The organism is Novosphingobium huizhouense (assembly GCF_020179475.1).
Classification (GTDB): domain Bacteria; phylum Pseudomonadota; class Alphaproteobacteria; order Sphingomonadales; family Sphingomonadaceae; genus Novosphingobium; species Novosphingobium huizhouense.
Genome location: NZ_JAILXZ010000003.1, coordinates 628107 through 645770 on the forward strand (window position 1 = coordinate 628107; position 17664 = coordinate 645770).

Consider the following 17664-nt stretch of genomic DNA (forward strand, 5'->3'; position numbering starts at 1 on the left):
CACTGCGCGCGGGCGCGCCACGCTCTGCAAAAAGCTAGGCCGGTTGCAGGAACGTGGCGATTGTTCGGGCCCGCGAAGCCCCCTATGAGCAACGAAAATATTGGGAGATTTGCGGGTGCTTTCGGTGGAATCGATCGACCAGGTGCGGATCGGCGGGCCCGCCGACGTGCGGCGCGCGGCCGAGGCCCTGCACGCGATTGCCCTTGGGTGCGGGATGCGCGCCGCCCCCGCCCACGATATCGCCGACAAGCGCACGCCGGTCGACGCCGACGGCAACATTCTCGCCAACGACGTGTTCGGCTGGAACGACGAGAAGGTGTGGTGGCGCAATTCGCGCATCGCGCTCGATTCGCCGATCACCTCGGCCTGCCGCTTCGAAAGCGAGCCGTTCTGGGTCAACGCCAACGGCTTTCACACGCGTCAGCCCAACCACTACCTCAACGCCATCGACCTCACCAACTTCGAGACCCGGGCGATGACCCGCGCGGCGATCGTGGTGCCGGTCCACCTGCCCTTCGGCCAGATCGGCGCGGTCAGCTTCAACCCGCTCGATCCCACCGTGACCGAGCTCGACGACGAGTTCCTCGCCCACGGCGACGCCTTCGGCATCTATGCGCGCACCTTCATCGCCAGCTACGTCCATGCGATGGGCTCGGTCCAGGCGCTGCCGCCCGGCTCGCGCCTGTCCAAGCGCGAGGTCGAATGCCTGCGCTGGGCGGCGATCGGCAAGACCGACCTCGAGATCAGCATGATCATGGGCCGCAGCCGCGCCACGGTGCGCTTCCACATCCACAACGCCTCGATGAAGCTCAACGCGGTCAACCGCAGCCAGACCGTCTTCAAGGCGGCGCAGCTCGGCTACATTTCGCTCAACAGCTGAGTGAGGCGCGGCACGGGCCGGCGCGGCCGTCACGGTTCCGACCTGACAAAAGGTGTAACCCTAGCGTTTTGCAGAGTCGTCCTCGCCTGCCCGGTGGCGCTTTAAGGGCGTCATTAAAGGAATCGACAACGGGATCGGGACGGGAATGCGCGCTATCGCCGAAGGGATCTGGACCAACGAGTCCGAACCGCGCCTGATCGGCGGGCTCGACCCCGAAACCGGCCGCGTCGTGTTCCCCTGCCCGCCCGGCGGTGACTACCAGCCGCACACCTTGTCGCGCACCGGCACGCTGTGGTCCTACACCATCCAGCGCTTCCGCCCCAAGAGCCCGCCCTATGCAGGGCCCGAGGCGTTCCAGCCGTGGGCGGTCGGCTATGTCGAGCTGCCCGGCGAAGTGATCGTCGAAAGCCGCATCGTCGATGTCGCCTTCGAGGACATCGCCATCGGCATGCCGCTGGAGCTGACGCTGGTCCCGCTCGATCCCGATGCGCCCGAACCCGTGCTGATCCACGCCTTCAAACCCCTTGGCCAGACCACAGGAGCAGCAGCATGAGCGGCGACGTCTGCATCGTCGGCATCGGCATCCACCCGTTCGGGCGCACCGATGGCGTCTCGGGGCTCGACCAGGGCGTGTTCGCGGTGCGCGCGGCGCTCGCCGACGCAGGCGTCGCCTGGGAAGAGCTCCAGTTCGCCTATGGCGGCTCGGACGCGGCGGGAAATCCCGACACGATGGTCGAACGACTGGGCCTGACGGGCATGCAGTTTATCAATGTCCGCAATGGCTGTGCGGCGGGCGGCTCGGCGCTGTTCTCGGCGCAGATGGCGATCAAGTCGGGCGAGTTCGAGCTCGGCCTCGCGGTCGGTTTCGACAAGCACCCGCGCGGCGCGTTCAACGCGCTGCCGTCCGAATACAACCTGCCCGACTGGTACGGCGATGCCGGCTACATGGTCACCACGCAGTTCTTCGCCAACAAGATCACCCGCTACATGCACCTGCACGGCATCAGCCGCCGCACGCTGGGGCTGGTCGCGGAGAAGGCGTTCCGCAACGCGGTGCACGCCCCCCACGCCTGGCGGCGCGAACCGGTGGCGCTGGAAGAGATCCTCGACGGCGCGATGGTCTCCGATCCTTACAGCAAGTACATGTTCTGCTCGCCCGCCGAAGGCGGCGTCGCGCTCATCCTGGCCAGCGAGAAGAAGGCGCGCGAGCTCGGCAAGCCGCTGATCCGGTTGAAGGCCGCGGCCATGCGCACGCGCCCGCCCAAGAGCTTTGAGGTCTTCGCCCCCTCGGTCGAGATCGGCGGCGGCACCGCCACCGCCACGCAGATCGCCTCGGCCGCCGCCTTCGAGATGGCCGGGATCGGCCCGAAGGACATCGCGATCGCCCAGCTGCAGGACACCGAGGCCGGCGCCGAGATCATGCACATGGCCGAAAACGGCTTCTGCAAGGACGGCGATCAGGAAGCCTGGCTTGCCGAAGGCCGCACCGAGATCGGCGGCGCGCTGCCGGTCAACACCGACGGCGGCTGCCTTGCCTGCGGCGAACCGATCGGTGCTTCGGGCCTGCGCCAGGTCTACGAGAACGTCGTGCAGCTGCGCGGAGCGGGCGGCGGGCGCCAGGTGCCCGGCGAGCCGCGCACCGCCTACACCCATGTCTACGGCGCGCCGGGCGTTTCGGCCGTCACCATCCTCGAGCGATAAGACCCACGATGGACATCGAGCTTTCCCCCGAAGACCTTGCCTTCCGCGACGAAGTGCGCGCGTTCCTTGCCGCCAACCTGCCGGCGGAAGTCAAGGACGGCGCCGCAGCCTCGCCCACCGTGTTCGTCGAGCCCGACGTCGGCCAGCACTGGAACCGCGTGCTCAACGAAAAGGGCTGGCTTGCCTACCAGTGGCCGAAGGAACACGGCGGCACCGGCTGGAGCCCGGTGCAGCGCTACATCTTCGAGAAGGAATGCGCGCTCGCCGGCGCCCCCAACCTCACCGTGCTCGGCCTCAAGCTCGTCGCCCCGGTGATCTACACCTTCGGCACTCCCGAACAGAAGGCGAAGTACCTGCCGCGCATCCTCTCGGGCGAGGACTACTGGTGCCAGGGCTTCTCCGAACCGGGCTCGGGCTCCGACCTTGCCAGCCTGCAGACCCGCGCGGTGCTGAGCGAAGACGGCAGCCACTACGTCGTCAACGGCTCGAAGATCTGGACCACCCACGCGCACTGGGCGAACATGATGTTCACGCTCGTGCGCACCGATCCCGAGGTGAAGAAGCAGGCCGGCATCAGCTTCCTGCTGATCGACATGACCCGGCCCGGCGTCTCGGTCCGCCCAATCCTGACGCTCGCCGGCGACCACGAGGTCAACCAGGTGTTCCTCGAGGACGTCGTCGTGCCGGTCGAGAACCGCGTCGCCGAGGAAGGCGACGGCTGGAAGCTCGCCAAGTTCCTGCTCGAGAACGAGCGCGGCGGTTCGTGCCATGCGCCCAAGCTCGGCTACGACCTCGACCAGGTCGAGCGGATCGCGCAAGGCCAGAACGACGGCTTCGGCGGGGCGCTCGCCGACGACCGCGACTGGAAGCGCCGCGTCGCCAAGGTCCGGCTCGAAGTCCAGGCGCTCGAGATGATCGAGCTCAAGATCCTGTCGGAAGTGGCCAAGGGCCGCCCGCCCGGACCGCAGACTTCGCTGACCAAGCTGCTCGCCTCGAACCTGCGCCAGGACGTCGACCTGCTCGCGGTCGATGCGCTGGGCGCTGCGGGGCTCCAGCTCGACACGATCCGTCCGCTCTACGGCGACAATGCACCCCAGCCGGTGCAGGGCCGCGAAGCGCAGGTCGCGGCGGCGCGCTATCTCAATTCGAGAGCGTGGACGATCTTTGGTGGAACCAACGAAGTGCAGTCGGGCATCATCGCCAAGACCGTACTCGGACTGTGAGGGAAAGAGCAGGATGCAGCTGAGCCGCGAGGCGCTATTGCGCGCCTATCGACAGATGAAGGTGATCCGGGAGTTCGAGGAACGGCTCCACGTGGATATCCAGACCGGCGAGATCGCCGGCTTCACCCACCTCTACTGCGGCCAGGAAGCCGTCGCGGTCGGCGTGTGCGAGCACCTTACCGAAGACGACAAGATCGTCTCCACCCACCGCGGCCACGGCCACTGCCTCGCCAAGGGCTGCGACGTGAACGGGATGATGAAGGAGATCTGGGGCAGCCGCGAGGGCCTGTGCAAGGGCAAGGGCGGTTCGATGCACATCGCCGACGTCGACAAGGGCATGCTCGGCGCGAACGGCATCGTCGGCGCCGGCGCCCCGATCGCGGTCGGCGCGGGCATCGCCTGCAAGCTCGACGGCAAGGGCGCGGTGGCGATCACCTTCTCGGGCGATGGCGCGTGCAACCAGGGCACGACCTTCGAAGCGATGAACATGGCGGTGGTGACCAAGGCCTCGTGCATCTTCGTGTTCGAGAACAACCACTATTCCGAGCACACCGGCTTCGAATATGCCGTGGGCACGCAGAAGGACATCGCCAGCCGCGCCGAAGCGTTCGGCATGAAGGTCTGGCGCGGCGACGGCACCGACTTCTTCTCGGTCTACGAGACGATGCGCGAAGTGCTCGACTACGTGCGCGCCGGCAACGGCCCGGCGGCAGTGGAGTTCGACACCGAACGCTTCTTTGGCCACTTCGAGGGCGATCCGCAGCGCTATCGCGGGCCGGGCGAGCTCGACCGCATCCGCGAACTGCGCGACTGCCTCAAGAACTTCCGCAGAAACGTGACCGAGGCCAAGCTGCTCGACCACGCCGATCTCGACGCGCTCGATGCCGAAGTGCTCGAAGCAATCGAGGAATCGGTTCGCCAGGCCAAGGCCGCCCCGCGCCCGACCGCGCAAGACGTCCTCGAAGACGTCTACATTTCGTACTGAGCCGGGGAGCGGACCGATGACCAAGATGATGTATCGCGACGCCGTCCTGACGACGATCGCGGAGGAAATGGAGCGCGACGAAAACGTCGTCGTGCTGGGTGAAGACGTCGTCGGCGGCATGGGCACGCCCGGCGGCCCCGAAGCCATCGGCGGGATCTGGTCGACCTCGACCGGCCTGTTCGGCAAGTTCGGCGCGGCCCGAGTGATCGACACGCCGATTTCGGAAAGCGCCATCGTCGGCGCGGCGGCGGGCCTTGCGCTGTCGGGCAAGCGTCCGGTGGCCGAGCTGATGTTCGCCGATTTCATCGGCGTTTCGCTGGACCAGATCTGGAACCAGATCGGCAAGTTCCGCTACATGTTCGGCGGCAAGACCAAGTGCCCGGCGGTGATCCGCATGGCCTATGGCGCGGGCTACAACGCCGCCGCCCAGCACAGCCAGGCGGTCCACCAGATGCTGACCGGCATGCCCGGCCTCAAGGTCGTGATGCCCAGCACGCCCGCCGACGTTAAGGGCCTGCTGCGCCAGGCGATCCGCGACGACGATCCGGTGATCTTCCTCGAACACAAAGCGCTCTACGGCGTCACCGGCGACGTGCCCGACGACAAGGACTTCACCATCCCCTTCGGCCACGCGCGCCTCAGCCGCGCGGGCGAGGACGTGACGATCGTTTCGACCGGCCTGCTGCTGGGCTTCTGCGAAGCGGTGGCCGACAAGCTCGCCGCCGAAGGCATCGGCTGCGACGTGATCGACCTGCGCACCACCAGCCCGATCGACGAGGAGACGATCCTCGATTCGGTCGAAGTGACTGGCCGCCTCGTCGTCGTCGACGAAGCGCCGCCGCGCTGCAGCCTCGCCAGCGACATCTGCGCGACCGTCGCCAACAAGGCCTTCGCCAGCCTCAAGGCGCCGCCGCAGGCGGTCAACCCGCCGCACACCCCCGTCCCGTTCGCGCGCGAGCTGGAATCTGCCTACCTTCCCTCGGCCGACAAGATCGAGGCGGCGGTGCGCAAGGTTCTCTCGTACCGCTGAGGAGCGTAACGCCATGGCCAATATACGCCCCTTCTGCATGCCCAAGTGGGGCATCGAGATGACCGAGGGGACCATCGCCGAGTGGATGGTCAAGGAAGGCGAGGCCTTTTCCAAGGGCCAGACGCTTTGCCTGATCGAAACCGCGAAGATCACCAACGAGGTCGAGGCCGAATACGACGCGGTGCTCAAGCGCCTGCTCGTCCCCGCAGGGGATGACGCGCACCCGGTGGGGGCCCTCCTCGCCGTGTTCGCCGATGCCGACGCCACCGACGCCGAAGTCGATGCCTTCGTCGAAGCCTTCAAGCCTGCCGACACCGCCGTCGCGGCCAAGGCCGGCGCGGGCGCAGCTGCCGAAGCGCCCACCCCTGCCCCGGCTGCGCCAGCCGCCTCGGCCCCTGCGCGCCAGCCGATCAAGATCGTCACCAACCGTCCGATCAGCCCCGAAGCGCTCAAACTTGCCGAAGCCGAAGGCGTCGACATCGAAGGGATCGAAGGGTCGGGCCGCAACGGGCGCATCACCTACCAGGATGTCGCCCAGGCGCTGAAGCCCGAACGCTCCGCCAGCTATCGCGGCGCGGCGCTGCTGCCGGAGGAGATCCGCGCGATCTTCGCTTCGCCGCTCGCGCGCCGCATCGCCGCGCAGAACGGCATCGACCTGTCGGGCCTTGCCGGGACCGGCCCGCGCGGCCGCATCAGCAAGGCCGACGTGCTGGCGCTGGTGAAGCCGAAGGCTCCGGCCGGCGCCCCGGTGTTCGGCGCACCGTTCGAGCAGGTGGACAACCGCCCGCAGGTCCAGCCTTTCGACAAGGTGCGCAAGGTCGTTGCCAAGCGCCTGACCGAAGCCAAGCAGACGATCCCGCACTTTTACCTGCGCGTCTCGGCCGCGGTCGACGAACTGATCGCCCTGCGCAAGACCGCCAACATGGTGCTCGGGGTCAAAGCGTCGATCAACGACTATCTGGTCAAGGCGGTGGCGCTGGCGCTGGTCAGGCACCCCGACGTCAACGTGCAGGTGCATGGTGACAGCGTCCACGTGTTCCCGCATGCCGATGTCGCCATCGCCGTTGCCAGTCCCAAGGGCCTGGTCACGCCGATCGTGCGGCAGGCGGACCGTATGCACATCGCCCAGATCGCGGCCGCCACGCGCGCCCTGATCGACAAGGCGCAGGCCGGCCGCCTGGGCTACGAGGACATGGACGGCGGCACGTTCTCCGTCTCCAACCTCGGCATGTTCGGGATCGAACAGTTCGATGCGATCATCAACCCGCCGCAGGGCGCGATCCTCGCCGTGGGCGGGGTGAACAAGGTGGCGGTCGAGCTGCCGAACGGGGACATCGGCTTCGAAAGCCGGATCCAGTTCACCATGTCGGTCGACCACCGCGCCATCGACGGCGCGGCCGGCGCGCAGTTTCTCCAGACGCTGAAGGGCCTGATCGAAGCGCCCGAAGGGCTGTTCCAATGACCCGCAAGATCCACCAGCTCGGGCCGGTCGGCCAGCTCGCCTACCTGCCCTCGGACTTCGACGCGGCCCTGCGCTACTGGACACAGACGATGGGCGTAGGGCCGTTCTACCTGATGGAGAACGTCGCGCTGGGAGAAGCGAAGTACAAGGGCGTGCCGACGGGCGCGATCTTTTCCATCGCCATCGCCTACTGGGGCGATGTCCAGATTGAGCTCATCCGCCCGGAAAACCGCGAACCGTCGATCTACACCGGCGAATATGCGGTGACCGACCAGCTGCACCACGTCTGCATCTTCGTCGATTCCATCGCCGAAGCGCGCGCGGTATGCGCCGAGGCCGGGGCCGAGATCCTCGTCGAAGGCAAGGTCGGCGAGGACGGCGAGGTGATCTACGTCGATCCGGGCGCCGGCCCCGGGCATGTCGTCGAAATCCTCCAGAACATGACCGGCGCCGACGCCATCTTCCAGATGATCAAGGACGCGGGCAAGGACTGGGACGGCAGCGAGCCGTTGCGCACGCTCGGCTGAACCCCGGCGTACTCAGCGGCGACGATAGAGCACCAGGTCGTCGCCGAGGATCGAGGCGGTCCCGACCGGACGATAGTCGCGCTGCAGCGTCGCCTCGACCAGCGGCACGGTCAACGCGTCGGGCCACTCGGCATAGTCCTTGCGCGCGAGGATGAAGGCGGGGTGGCGCGCCAGCGCCTGCTCGACCAGCGTGCGCTGCGCGATGCCGAGCCCGCCCATCTCGAGCTGGTTCGAATGGTGCGACGGATAGGGATAGCGCCCGCCATCATTGCCGGTCGCGGGGTAGAGCTCCACCGGCCCGGTGAACACGTAGAGCCCCCGTGCCTGGCCGTCGCGCCCGATCAGCGCGGCGAGCCTCGCAAAGCCCGCGCGGTCGGCGCGCATTTCCGACAGGCGCGCCGGCACGTTCGAGGCGAGCACGAAGGCGGCGCAAAGCATCACCGCACCCCACCGGCCCGCGCGCGCGCGCAGGTCCATGAACGGCACCGCCAGCAGCAGCGCCCAGGGCACGAGGAAGGCGTAGTAGTGCGCCAGCACGTTCTGCGTCGCATAGATGCCGGCGAGCGTGCCCAGCGCGGTCACCGCGACAATGGCGTACGCGCGCGGCGGATAGCTGCGGCCGGTGCGGAAGAAGGCCCAGACCCCGCTCGCGATCGCCAGCACGATCGGCCCGATCACCCCAGGGGTCTTGGGCGACCAGCGCCCCATCACCACCGGGCGGTCGAACACCGAGACGAAGTTGGCATAGAGATAGGCATCGAGGTGGCCGAGCGCGGCATAGACCAGCACCGCGAGCAGCGTCGGTGCCAGGCCCAACGTGCCATAGAGCAGCGCCTCGCCCGCCAGCGCACGCCACGAACGCATCAGCCGCCAGCGCTCGAACAGGACCGCAAGGCCGAACACCAGGCAGAACGGCGCCGCGCTCGACTTGATCTGGATCGCGATCCCGCCCAGCAGCATCGCCACCGCCATCGCGCGCACCGAGCCCGGATGGCGGATCAGCAGCCAGGTCATGGCAAGGCAAGGCACGGTGAAGAACAGCTCGGCCTGCCCGCCGCGACAGCCATAAGTGAACATCGCGATCACGTGGAGCAGCGCCGCCACCCGCGCGGTCCGGGCATCGGCCAGCACCGTGGCGAGGCGATAGACCAGCCAGGCCCCCGCGACCGCCGCAAGCTCGGCGATGATCAGGTAGGCGGCGCTCGAAGCGCCCAGCAGCGCATGCGCCGCGGCAAAGATCAGGAACAGCCCGATCGGCTTGCGGTCCCACACGTCGACATAGGGGATCTTGCCGGCGAGCATCTCGCGCCCGACCAGCGAATAGAACTGCTCGTCGTGGTCCACCACCGGGCTGCCGAACCACCAGATGCGCAGCAGCAGCGAGGCCGCGACGATCGCCAGCAGCGTCCAGGCGTCGGCCGAAAGCGGCAGCAGGCGCGCGCGCGGCGGGCTCGAGGCAAGGGGCGGAAGCGTGGCCATGGCTCGCCGCGATAGCGGCAAAGCCTTGCCACATGGTTAGCAAAGCATGAAAAAGGGGGAGCGGCGCGGAACGCCCCTCCCCCCTTGTCCGTCACTGCGCGCCGGCGCTTACCCGCGGGTGAAGCTGCCCCCGCTCGCCGCCTTCTCGACCAGCAGCTTGCACGGCTCGATCCCTGCGGCCTTGAGGCCCTCGACCACGTTCGAAAGGCCGACGGTGTCGCCCCAGAACATCGGGCCGCCGGTATAGAGCGGCCAGTTGTAGCCGAGGATGCAGGCGACATCGATGTCGCTCGCGCGGATCGCCACGCCTTCTTCCAGCACCTTGGCGCCTTCGTTGACCACGGGGTAGAGCAGCCGCGCGACAATCTCCTGCTCGCTCAGCGAACCCTTGGGCTCGACGCCCTTGTACTTGGCGAAGTCGGCGATCACCTGCGCCGCCACCGGGCTCGGCGAGCTTTTCCGCTTTTCGTCGTAGTCGTAGAAGCCGCCGCCCGACTTCTGACCGAGGCGGCCGAGCTTGACGAGGTCGCCCGACAGCGTGCGCTCGTTGCTGCCGCGACCGATCACGTCGAGGCCGACAAGGTCGGTCATCGCGAACGGGCCCATGGCGAAGCCGTAGTTGAAGATCGCGGCGTCGATCTCGCCCGGCGTCGGCCCTTCGAGCACCAGCGCGTTCGCGGCGTAGGAGCGCGGCGCCATCACGCGGTTGGCGATGAAGCCGGGCCCGACGCGCGACACGACCGGCACCTTGGCGATGGTCTTGGCGACCTTCAGCGCGGTGGCCAGCACGTCGTCCGCAGTCTTGGCACCGCGCACGATTTCCAGCAGCCGCATGACGTTGGCGGGCGAGAAGAAGTGCAGCCCGACCACGTCCTGCGGGCGGCTGGTCGCCGAAGCGATCTCGTCGAGGTCGAGGAACGAGGTGTTCGAAGCGAGGATCGCGCCCTTTTTGCAGATGCCGTCGAGCTTGCCGAAGACGTCCTTCTTGATGCCCATTTCCTCGAACACCGCCTCGATCACGAGGTCGACGTCCGCCAGCGCCTCGAGCCCGAGCACCGGGGTGATCAGCGCCATGCGCTGTTCGACCTGCTCGGCGGTCATGCGGCCCTTGGCGGCGGTGTTCTCGTAGTTCTTGCGGATCACGCCCACGCCACGGTCGAGCGCTGCCTGGTTCATTTCGACCAGCGTCACCGGAATGCCCACGTTGAGGAAGTTCATCGTGATGCCGCCGCCCATCGTGCCGGCGCCGATCACGCCGACCTTCTTGATCTCGCGCTCGGGCGTGCCCTTGGGCAGGTCGGGCACCTTGGCGCCTTCGCGCTCGGCGAAGAAGTAGTAGCGCTGCGCCGCGCTCTCGGTGCTGGTCACCAGTTCGAGGAACAGCTCGCGTTCGCGCGCGATGCCTTCGTCGAAGGGCAGTTCGGCCGAAGCCTCGATCGCCTTGACGATGTTGAACGGCGCCTTGAAGCCGCGGAAGGCGCGGGCATTGGCCTTGAGGTAGTCGGCGTAGATTTCGGGCTTCCCGCGCGATTCCTCGACCTTTTCCTGGCGGTCGCGCACCCGCACCAGCGGACCGCCATCGGCCACCAGCTTCTTCGCGAAGGCAATCGCGTCCTCGCGCAGCTTGCCCTCTTCGGCCAGCGCGTCGATCATGCCGAGTTCCAGCGCCTTCTTCGCGCCGATCGGCTTGCCGCCAGTCATGATGTCGAGCGCAGCCGGAACGCCGACGATGCGCGGCAGGCGCTGCGTGCCGCCCGCGCCCGGCAGCAGGCCGAGGTTCACCTCGGGCAGGCCGACCTTGGCCGAGGGCACCGCGATGCGGTAATGGCAGACGAGCGCGGTCTCGTAGCCGCCGCCCAGCGCCGTGCCGTGGATCGCGGCGACGACCGGCTTGCTGCCGTCCTCGATCGCCTTGAACACCGTGGCAAGGTCGGGTCCTGAGCTTTCCTTGCCGAATTCGGAAATGTCGGCCCCGGCGATGAACGTGCGGCCAGCGCAGATCAGCACCACCGCCTTGACCTCGTCGTTGGCGAACAGCTCGCCGAAGCCGTCGGCCAGCGCCTGACGCGTCGCCGCGCTCAACGCGTTGACCGGCGGATTGTCGATGGTGAGAATGCCGATGCCGTCGACGACTTCGGTGGTGCCTACCTGACCCATTGAAACGTTCCTCTCGTATTTATCGCGGGGCCATGCGGATCGCGCCGTCGAGGCGGATGCTCTGCCCGTTGAAGTATGTGTTGCGCACCAGCTCCATCGCGAAGCTGGCGAATTCCTCCGGCTTGCCCATGCGCTTGGGGAACGGGACCGAAGCGTTCAGCCCGTCCAGCACCTTCTGCGTGTTGCGCGCAAGCAGCGGCGTATTGAATATCCCCGGCTGGATCGCGTTGACCCGGATGCCGAGGTCCATCAGGTCGCGCGCCATCGGCAGCACGAGGCCCGAAACGCCCGCCTTGGCCGAGCCATAGGCGACCTGCCCCACTTGCGCATCCTGCGCCGCTGCCGACGAGGTCAGCACGATCGTGCCGCGCTCGCCGTCCTCAAGCGGATCGAGCCCCGCCATGCCCAGCGCCGACAGCGACGCCACGCGGTAGCTCGCGGTCAGGATGCCGTGGACGGCAAAGGCATAGTCCTCGCTGGAAAACCGCGTGAAGGCACCCGTCTCGCGGTTGCGGCCCACGGTCTTTCCCTTGCGGTTGACCATCGCGCAGTGGACGGTCACGCGCTCCTGACCATGCGCAGCGCGCGCCGTGGCAAAGCCCGCCTCGACCGAAGCCTCGTCGGTCACGTCCACCTTCACGAACAGCGCGCCGGTCGCCGCGGCGACCTCGGCGCCCAGTTCCTCGCTCAGGTCGAAGATCGCGACTTTCGCGCCCGCCGCCGCCAGCGCCTCGACGGTTGCGCGGCCAAGGCCCGAGGCCCCGCCCGTCACCACCGCCGCGATGCTGGTGTCGATCTTCATTTCAGGAAGCCCTGCAGGCGGCCCTCGATGATGCCTTCGGCCTCGGCGATGATCCGGTCGATCAGCACCTGGCAGGTCGGGATGTCGTGGATCAGGCCCTGGATCATGCCGGCCCAGAACACACCCTTCGACAGGTCGCCGGTTTCGAGCAGCTCCTTGCCCGCGGTGCCCGCGACCAGTTCGCGCACGTCCTCGAACACCGCGCCCGGCTGGGCCAGACGGCGCACGACTTCGTCCGAAACCGCGCTCTTGCCCACGCGCGCGGTGTTCTTGAAGTTGCGGAAGATCAGGTGGCTGCCGCGCTCGTCGTTGTCGATATAGGCCTGCTTGACGTTGTCGTGCACCGGCGCTTCGACCGTGGCGCAAAAGCGCGTGCCCATGTTGATGCCTTCGGCCCCCAGCGACAGCGCCGCGACCAGCCCCCGCCCGTCGCCGAAGCCACCGCTCGCCAGCAGCGGGATCTTCACCTTGTCGGCGGCGGCGGGGATCAGGATCAGGCCCGGAATGTCGTCCTCGCCCGGATGGCCGGCGCATTCGAAGCCGTCGATCGAGATCACGTCCACGCCCGCCTTCTCGGCCGAAACGGCATGGCGCACCGCGGTGCACTTGTGCAGGATCTTGATGCCGTGGGGCTTCAGCTGCTCCCAGATCTCGCGCACGGCGGGGGTGCCGGCAGTTTCGACCACCTTCACCCCGCCATCGATGATCGCCTGGGCATAGGCCTTGTAGTCGGGCGAATTGATCGTCGGGAACACGGTCATGTTCACGCCGAAGGGCTTGCTCGTCATGCTCCGCGTGCGCTCGATTTCCTCGCGCAGCTTTTCAGGGGACGGCTGGGTCAGCGCGGTGACGATGCCGAGCCCGCCCGCATTCGACACGGCCGAAGCCATCTCGGCGGTGCCGACGTTCATCATGCCGCCCTGGACGATCGGATGCTCGATCTCGAGCATTTCGGTGATGCGGGTCTTGAAAGCCATGGGCAATGCCCCCCTCGAAGCTTCTAGAAAAAGGGATGCCCGCCGCCTTCCCTCAAAGGCGACGGGCAAGACCTTGCCGGCGCGTCAGGCCGGGATCTGGTTGAACGGCACGCCCTTGTCCGGACGATGATCCTGCGGCAGCCCGAGGATGCGCTCGGCAATGGTGTTGAGCAGCATCTCGTCCGCGCCGCCGGCGATGCGGCCGGTGGGGGCGCTGATCCAGCTGTTGGTCCAATCCTCGCGCGGGGAGTTGTGCTCGCTGTAGGCGAAGCCCGACTGGCCCTTGAGGTCCATCGCCAGCTCCGACAGCCGCTGCCGGCTGCGCACGGCGACAAGCTTGTTGAGCGAACCTTCCGGCCCCGCTTCCATGCCCGCCTGCATCATCAGCATGGCGCGCGCGGTGATCGATTCCAGCCCTGCGCGCATCGCGTGGTTGCGCGCGATCTGCGACCGGATGCGACCATCGGAAATGGCGGGGCGGCCGTTGTAGTCGGTGGTCCTGGCCAGTTCGACGAACACGTCGAGCGGCGGGCCGAAGCCGGCGCTGTCGGTCGCGATGTAGCGCTCGATCATCAGCGTGTGCATCGCCACGGCGAAGCCGCCGCCCACCGGGCTCATCCGCTGGCTGTCTTCGAGGCGCACGTCGTCGAAGAACACTTCGTTGACGTGGCTGTCCCCCGCCGCCAGCTTCACCGGCCGCACCTCGACGCCGGGCGCCTTCATGTCGACCCAGTAGTAGGTCAGGCCCTTGTGCTTCTGCGCGGTGGGATCGGTGCGCGCCACGATCACGCCATAGTCGCAATACTGCGCCCAGCTGGTCCACAGCTTCTGCCCGTTGAGCCGCCAGCCGTTGCCGTCGACTTCGGCGCGGGTGCGCAGCCCTGCAAGGTCCGATCCGCCCGAAGGTTCGGAGAACAGCTGGCACCAGATTTCCTCGCCGCGCAGCGCCTTGACGATGCGCTCCTTCACGAAGTCCTTGTCCTGGCCGTAATGCATCAGGATCGGCACCGGCATGCCCAGCGAAATGCCGAAATAGACCACCGGCATCGAATACTTGGCTTCCTCGGTGTCGAAGATCAGCTTGTGGGTGTGGGTCAGCCCCTGCCCGCCATATTCCTTGGGCCAGCTGATCCCGCCGAACCCGGCGTCGTACTTGGTCGCCATGTAGCGACGGCCAAGCGCCAGGTCCTGCTCCACGTCCAGTCCGCGCCGGGCGTCCTTGCCGAACTCGCCGGCCACGGATTCGAGGAATTCGCGCGCGCTGGCGCGGTAGGCTTCGAAATCGGTCATGCCGCTTCTCCCAGGTGATCCACCAGAAGGTCTTCCCAGAACATCAGGTTGCCCTGCTCGACGGCAAGGCTGCGCGCGCGGCGCATGTGCAGGTGCAGGCCGCCTTCCCACGTGGCGCCGATGCCGCCGTGGATCTGCACGGTATCGCGCGCGGCGGTGTCATAGGCGTCGGTCGCCGAAATCCGCGCGTCGGCGGCGGCGACCAGGAAGTTCGCCTTGCCCTCGCTCGCGGCGGCGTGGATGCAGTTGGCCCGCGCGATCTCGACGAAGCCGTAAAGCTCGGCAATGCGGTGCTTGACCGACTGGAACGCGCCGATCGGCTGGCCGAAGGCCTTGCGCGTCAGCGCGTAGTCGCGCGCGGTGAACAGCAGCGCTTCGGCAGCGCCGGTCTGTTCGTGCGCCGTCACCACCGCCATGCGGGCGAGCAGGTCGAGCGCCAGCGTCGATGCCGCCTCGCCTTCGACGAGCAGCGTCGCCGGCGTGCCGTCGAACACCAGGTCAGCATAGAGCCGGGTGTTGTCGTAGCTGTCGATCGCGTTGCGCGTCACGCCCGCAAGCTCGGCCAGCACCAGCGCCGGCTTGCCCTGATGGCTCGCCAGCACGACAGCGACGTCGGCGGTGATCCCTGCGGTCACGCCCGGCTTGGTGCCGGTCAGCTTGCCGTCGGCGAAGGTCACCTTGGGGTTGGCCGGCAGCGGCGCGGTACCTTCGGCAAAGGCCACGGTACCGATCGCTTCGCCCGCCGCCAGCTTCGGCAGCCACGCGGCCTGCGCCTCGGCAACGCCGCTCGCCACCAGCGCCTGCGAAGCGCCATAGCCCACGGTCAGATAGGGCGCGCCGGCGATCACCGCGCCCGCCTGCTGCGCCACCAGGCCCAGCTCGGCAAGGCTCAGGCCCAGCCCGCCGTGCTCTTCGGGGATGGCAAGGCCGGTCCAGCCCTGCTCGACCGCCGTATCCCAGAACGGCTTGTCCACTTCGCCCGTCGTCGTCAGCAGCTTGAGCAAGCGGTCCTTGCTCGCCCGGGCTTCCAGAACGCGCCGCGATTCGGTCGCGATAGCCTGCTGCCCCTCGTCGTAAAGGATCGACATCCTTGCGTTTTCCTGTCCCTGCAATGCCGGACGCCGGTTTGGCCCCGGCGCGGCGATTTGTTTAATCGCCCCATTAAACTGGACCGGAAGCCCGGGCAAGGCAAGCGGGGAAATCGCCTCCGCCGCCTGTCCTGCACTAACGGGTTGCCACCGCCTCGCACCGTGTTAATCCATCGGTTAAACAAGCACCGAGAGAGGATCACCGTGACCAGAACCGTGCGCATCGGCGGCGCCTGCGCCTTCTTCGGCGATTCGAGCGTCGCGCCTGCCCAGCTCATCGCCGGCGGCTGCGACTACCTGATCCTCGACTACCTCGCCGAGGCGACGATGTCCGCGCTGGGCAGCATGAAGCGCCACCGCGCCGATCTCGGCTATGCCAGCGATTTCACCGAGTGGGTGTGGAAGGACAACCTTGCTGCGCTCAAGGCCACCGGCACGAAGATTGTCACCAACGCCGGCGGCGTGAACCCCAAGGCCTGCGTCGCGCGGATGCAGGCGATCGCGGCCGAAGCGGGCTACCCCGATTTCAAGATCGCCTATGTCGAAGGCGACGACATGCTCGGCCGTCTCGACGACATCGCCGACCAGAGCGAGATGTTCACCCACGCGCCCTTCCCGCCGCGTGACAAGATCATCACCGCCAACGCCTACCTCGGTGGCGGCCCGATCGCCCGGGCGCTGGCGATGGGCGCCGATGTCGTCATCACCGGCCGCTGCGTCGATTCCGCGCTCACGCTCGGCATCTGCATCCACGAATTCGGCTGGGCGCCCACCGACTACGACAAGCTTTCGCAGGCCAGCCTTGCCGGCCACGTGATCGAATGCGGCGCGCAAGGATCGGGCGGGCTGTTCACCGACTGGGAGGACGTGCCCGACTGGGAGAACATCGGCTATCCCATCGTCGAAATGCACGCCGACGGCAGCTTCGTCGTCACCAAGCCCGAAGGCACCGGCGGCCTCGTCAACAAGGCGGTCGTCGCCGAACAGATCCTCTACGAAGTCGGCGACCCGCAGGCCTATCTGCTGCCGGACGTCGCCTGCGATTTCACGCAAGTCCGCCTCGAACAGGTCGGCGAAAACCGCGTGCGCGTCACCGGCTCGATTGGCCGAGCGCCCACCGGCAAGTACAAGGTCTGCGTCACCTGGGCCGATGGCTTCCGCTGCATCGGCTTCATGGCGCTGGTCGGTCGCGATGCCGCGAAGAAGGCGCAGCGCCAGGCCGAAGCGGTGCTCGCGCGCTGCAACCGCATGCTGCGCGATCGCAACATGGGCCCCTATCGCGCCAGCCGCATCGAACTGATCGGCGCGGAATCGAGCTACGGCGCCAACGCGCGCAACACCGATACGCGCGAAGTGGTCTACAAGCTCGCCGCCGAGCACGACGAGGAAGAGGCCTTCAAACCCTTCCTGCGCGAATTCGACAGCCCCACCACCTCGATGTCGGTCGGCACCGCCGGCTGGTTCGGCGCCCGCGCGCAAGTCACCCCGGTGTTCCGCGTGTTCTCGGTCGCCATTGCCCGCGATGCCGTGCCCGTCACCATCACGCTGGGCGAGGCCCAGGAAACCCTGACCGAACCCGTCCCCACCCCCGTCTTCGATGCGTCCGCCATCGAACGCCCCGTCCCGCCCGCCGAACCCGATGCGCGCGGCGAAGAGCTCGTCGAAGTCCCGCTGGTCGAGGTCGCCTGGGGCCGCAGCGGCGACAAGGGAGATGCCTTCAACATCGGCGTCATCGCCCGCAAGCCCGAGGCGCTGCCGTGGATCCGCGCGGCGCTTTCGCCCGATGCCATGCTCAAATGGTTCGCGCACGAATTCGAAGGCGGCGCCAACCCTGCCGTGCTGCGCTACGACCTGCCCGGCCTCGATGCGGTAAACCTCCACTTCCTCGATGCCCTGGGCGGCGGGCAGTTCTCCTCCCTGCGCCTCGACCCCCTCGCCAAGGGCAAGGCGCAGCAGTTGCTCGACATGCCGGTCAAGGTTCCGGCGCGGCTCGTGTCCCAGGGCGCCCGCTTGTGAGGCGCGGGCTTTTGCTGCACTCCTCGTCACGGCTCGATCGAACCGGA

15 protein-coding genes are annotated in these 17664 nt (G+C 67.6%); 9 read left to right on the forward strand and 6 right to left on the reverse strand.

The features are described 5' to 3' along the window. Positions 1-109 precede the first annotated feature (109 nt). From K3A85_RS14955 to K3A85_RS14990, 8 genes are all read left to right on the forward strand, one after another. Entirely contained in the window at positions 110-880 is a 771-nt protein-coding gene (locus tag K3A85_RS14955) for a helix-turn-helix transcriptional regulator (RefSeq protein ID WP_225207377.1), read from the forward strand. Between the two features lie 145 nt (positions 881-1025). After that, positions 1026-1433, forward strand: coding sequence for a Zn-ribbon domain-containing OB-fold protein (locus K3A85_RS14960; protein ID WP_225207304.1), 408 nt, complete (start codon positions 1026-1028; stop codon positions 1431-1433). Continuing rightward, entirely contained in the window at positions 1430-2581 is a 1152-nt protein-coding gene (locus K3A85_RS14965; RefSeq protein WP_225207305.1) for a thiolase family protein, read from the forward strand. Before K3A85_RS14960 ends, K3A85_RS14965 begins: the two co-directional genes overlap by 4 nt. Before the next feature lie 8 nt (positions 2582-2589). Further along, positions 2590-3804: an acyl-CoA dehydrogenase family protein gene (locus K3A85_RS14970; RefSeq protein ID WP_225207306.1), complete on the forward strand. Its 1215-nt coding sequence runs from the start codon at positions 2590-2592 to the stop codon at positions 3802-3804. 13 nt (positions 3805-3817) lie between these two features. Continuing rightward, on the forward strand, positions 3818-4789 hold the full coding sequence (locus K3A85_RS14975; protein ID WP_225207307.1) for a thiamine pyrophosphate-dependent dehydrogenase E1 component subunit alpha: 972 nt from the start codon (positions 3818-3820) through the stop codon (positions 4787-4789). A 16-nt stretch (positions 4790-4805) separates the two neighbouring features. Beyond that, positions 4806-5819, forward strand: coding sequence for an alpha-ketoacid dehydrogenase subunit beta (locus K3A85_RS14980; RefSeq protein WP_225207308.1), 1014 nt, complete (start codon positions 4806-4808; stop codon positions 5817-5819). Positions 5820-5832: 13 nt separating this feature from the next. Further along, the gene (locus K3A85_RS14985) at positions 5833-7281 is read left to right on the forward strand and encodes a dihydrolipoamide acetyltransferase family protein (protein WP_225207309.1); all 1449 of its coding nucleotides are present in this window, start codon (positions 5833-5835) and stop codon (positions 7279-7281) included. Then, positions 7278-7808, forward strand: a complete 531-nt coding sequence (locus K3A85_RS14990) for a VOC family protein (protein ID WP_225207310.1) — start codon at positions 7278-7280, stop codon at positions 7806-7808. Before K3A85_RS14985 ends, K3A85_RS14990 begins: the two co-directional genes overlap by 4 nt. 12 nt (positions 7809-7820) lie before the next feature. Here the strand turns inward: K3A85_RS14990 and K3A85_RS14995 are convergent, their stop codons facing one another. The 6 genes from K3A85_RS14995 to K3A85_RS15020 all read right to left on the reverse strand — a co-directional run bounded on the left by K3A85_RS14995 (position 7821) and on the right by K3A85_RS15020 (position 15601). After that, the gene (locus tag K3A85_RS14995) at positions 7821-9287 is read right to left on the reverse strand and encodes an ArnT family glycosyltransferase (protein ID WP_225207311.1); all 1467 of its coding nucleotides are present in this window, start codon (positions 9285-9287) and stop codon (positions 7821-7823) included. A 108-nt stretch (positions 9288-9395) separates the two neighbouring features. Continuing rightward, positions 9396-11444 (reverse strand): 3-hydroxyacyl-CoA dehydrogenase NAD-binding domain-containing protein, encoded by a 2049-nt coding sequence (locus K3A85_RS15000; protein WP_225207312.1) that lies wholly within the window; start codon positions 11442-11444, stop codon positions 9396-9398. A gap of 19 nt (positions 11445-11463) precedes the next feature. Beyond that, positions 11464-12246, reverse strand: coding sequence for an SDR family oxidoreductase (locus tag K3A85_RS15005; protein ID WP_225207313.1), 783 nt, complete (start codon positions 12244-12246; stop codon positions 11464-11466). Continuing rightward, complete coding sequence (locus tag K3A85_RS15010) at positions 12243-13223, reverse strand: NAD(P)H-dependent flavin oxidoreductase (protein WP_225207314.1); 981 nt, start codon at positions 13221-13223, stop codon at positions 12243-12245. Before K3A85_RS15010 ends, K3A85_RS15005 begins: the two co-directional genes overlap by 4 nt. 84 nt (positions 13224-13307) lie before the next feature. Further along, the gene (locus K3A85_RS15015) at positions 13308-14513 is read right to left on the reverse strand and encodes an acyl-CoA dehydrogenase family protein (RefSeq protein ID WP_225207315.1); all 1206 of its coding nucleotides are present in this window, start codon (positions 14511-14513) and stop codon (positions 13308-13310) included. Then, positions 14510-15601 carry an acyl-CoA dehydrogenase family protein gene (locus K3A85_RS15020; RefSeq protein WP_225207316.1) on the reverse strand — a complete coding sequence of 364 codons (1092 nt, stop codon included), beginning with the start codon at positions 15599-15601 and terminating at the stop codon, positions 14510-14512. The genes K3A85_RS15015 and K3A85_RS15020 overlap by 4 nt, the downstream gene beginning before the upstream one ends. Positions 15602-15805: 204 nt before the next feature. Between K3A85_RS15020 and K3A85_RS15025 the strand changes: the two genes are divergently transcribed. Continuing rightward, positions 15806-17617, forward strand: coding sequence for an acyclic terpene utilization AtuA family protein (locus K3A85_RS15025; protein ID WP_225207317.1), 1812 nt, complete (start codon positions 15806-15808; stop codon positions 17615-17617). Positions 17618-17664 lie beyond the last annotated feature (47 nt).

Coding starts and splice junctions, on each gene's coding strand:
- K3A85_RS14980 (WP_225207308.1), top strand. CDS start 4,806: ATGACCAAGATGATGTATCGCGACGCCGTCCTGACGACGATCGCGGAG.
- K3A85_RS14970 (WP_225207306.1), top strand. CDS start 2,590: ATGGACATCGAGCTTTCCCCCGAAGACCTTGCCTTCCGCGACGAAGTG.
- K3A85_RS15010 (WP_225207314.1), bottom strand. CDS start 13,223: ATGGCTTTCAAGACCCGCATCACCGAAATGCTCGAGATCGAGCATCCG.
- K3A85_RS15000 (WP_225207312.1), bottom strand. CDS start 11,444: ATGGGTCAGGTAGGCACCACCGAAGTCGTCGACGGCATCGGCATTCTC.
- K3A85_RS14960 (WP_225207304.1), top strand. CDS start 1,026: ATGCGCGCTATCGCCGAAGGGATCTGGACCAACGAGTCCGAACCGCGC.
- K3A85_RS14990 (WP_225207310.1), top strand. CDS start 7,278: ATGACCCGCAAGATCCACCAGCTCGGGCCGGTCGGCCAGCTCGCCTAC.
- K3A85_RS14985 (WP_225207309.1), top strand. CDS start 5,833: ATGGCCAATATACGCCCCTTCTGCATGCCCAAGTGGGGCATCGAGATG.
- K3A85_RS14965 (WP_225207305.1), top strand. CDS start 1,430: ATGAGCGGCGACGTCTGCATCGTCGGCATCGGCATCCACCCGTTCGGG.
- K3A85_RS15015 (WP_225207315.1), bottom strand. CDS start 14,513: ATGACCGATTTCGAAGCCTACCGCGCCAGCGCGCGCGAATTCCTCGAA.
- K3A85_RS14995 (WP_225207311.1), bottom strand. CDS start 9,287: ATGGCCACGCTTCCGCCCCTTGCCTCGAGCCCGCCGCGCGCGCGCCTG.
- K3A85_RS15005 (WP_225207313.1), bottom strand. CDS start 12,246: ATGAAGATCGACACCAGCATCGCGGCGGTGGTGACGGGCGGGGCCTCG.
- K3A85_RS15020 (WP_225207316.1), bottom strand. CDS start 15,601: ATGTCGATCCTTTACGACGAGGGGCAGCAGGCTATCGCGACCGAATCG.
- K3A85_RS14975 (WP_225207307.1), top strand. CDS start 3,818: ATGCAGCTGAGCCGCGAGGCGCTATTGCGCGCCTATCGACAGATGAAG.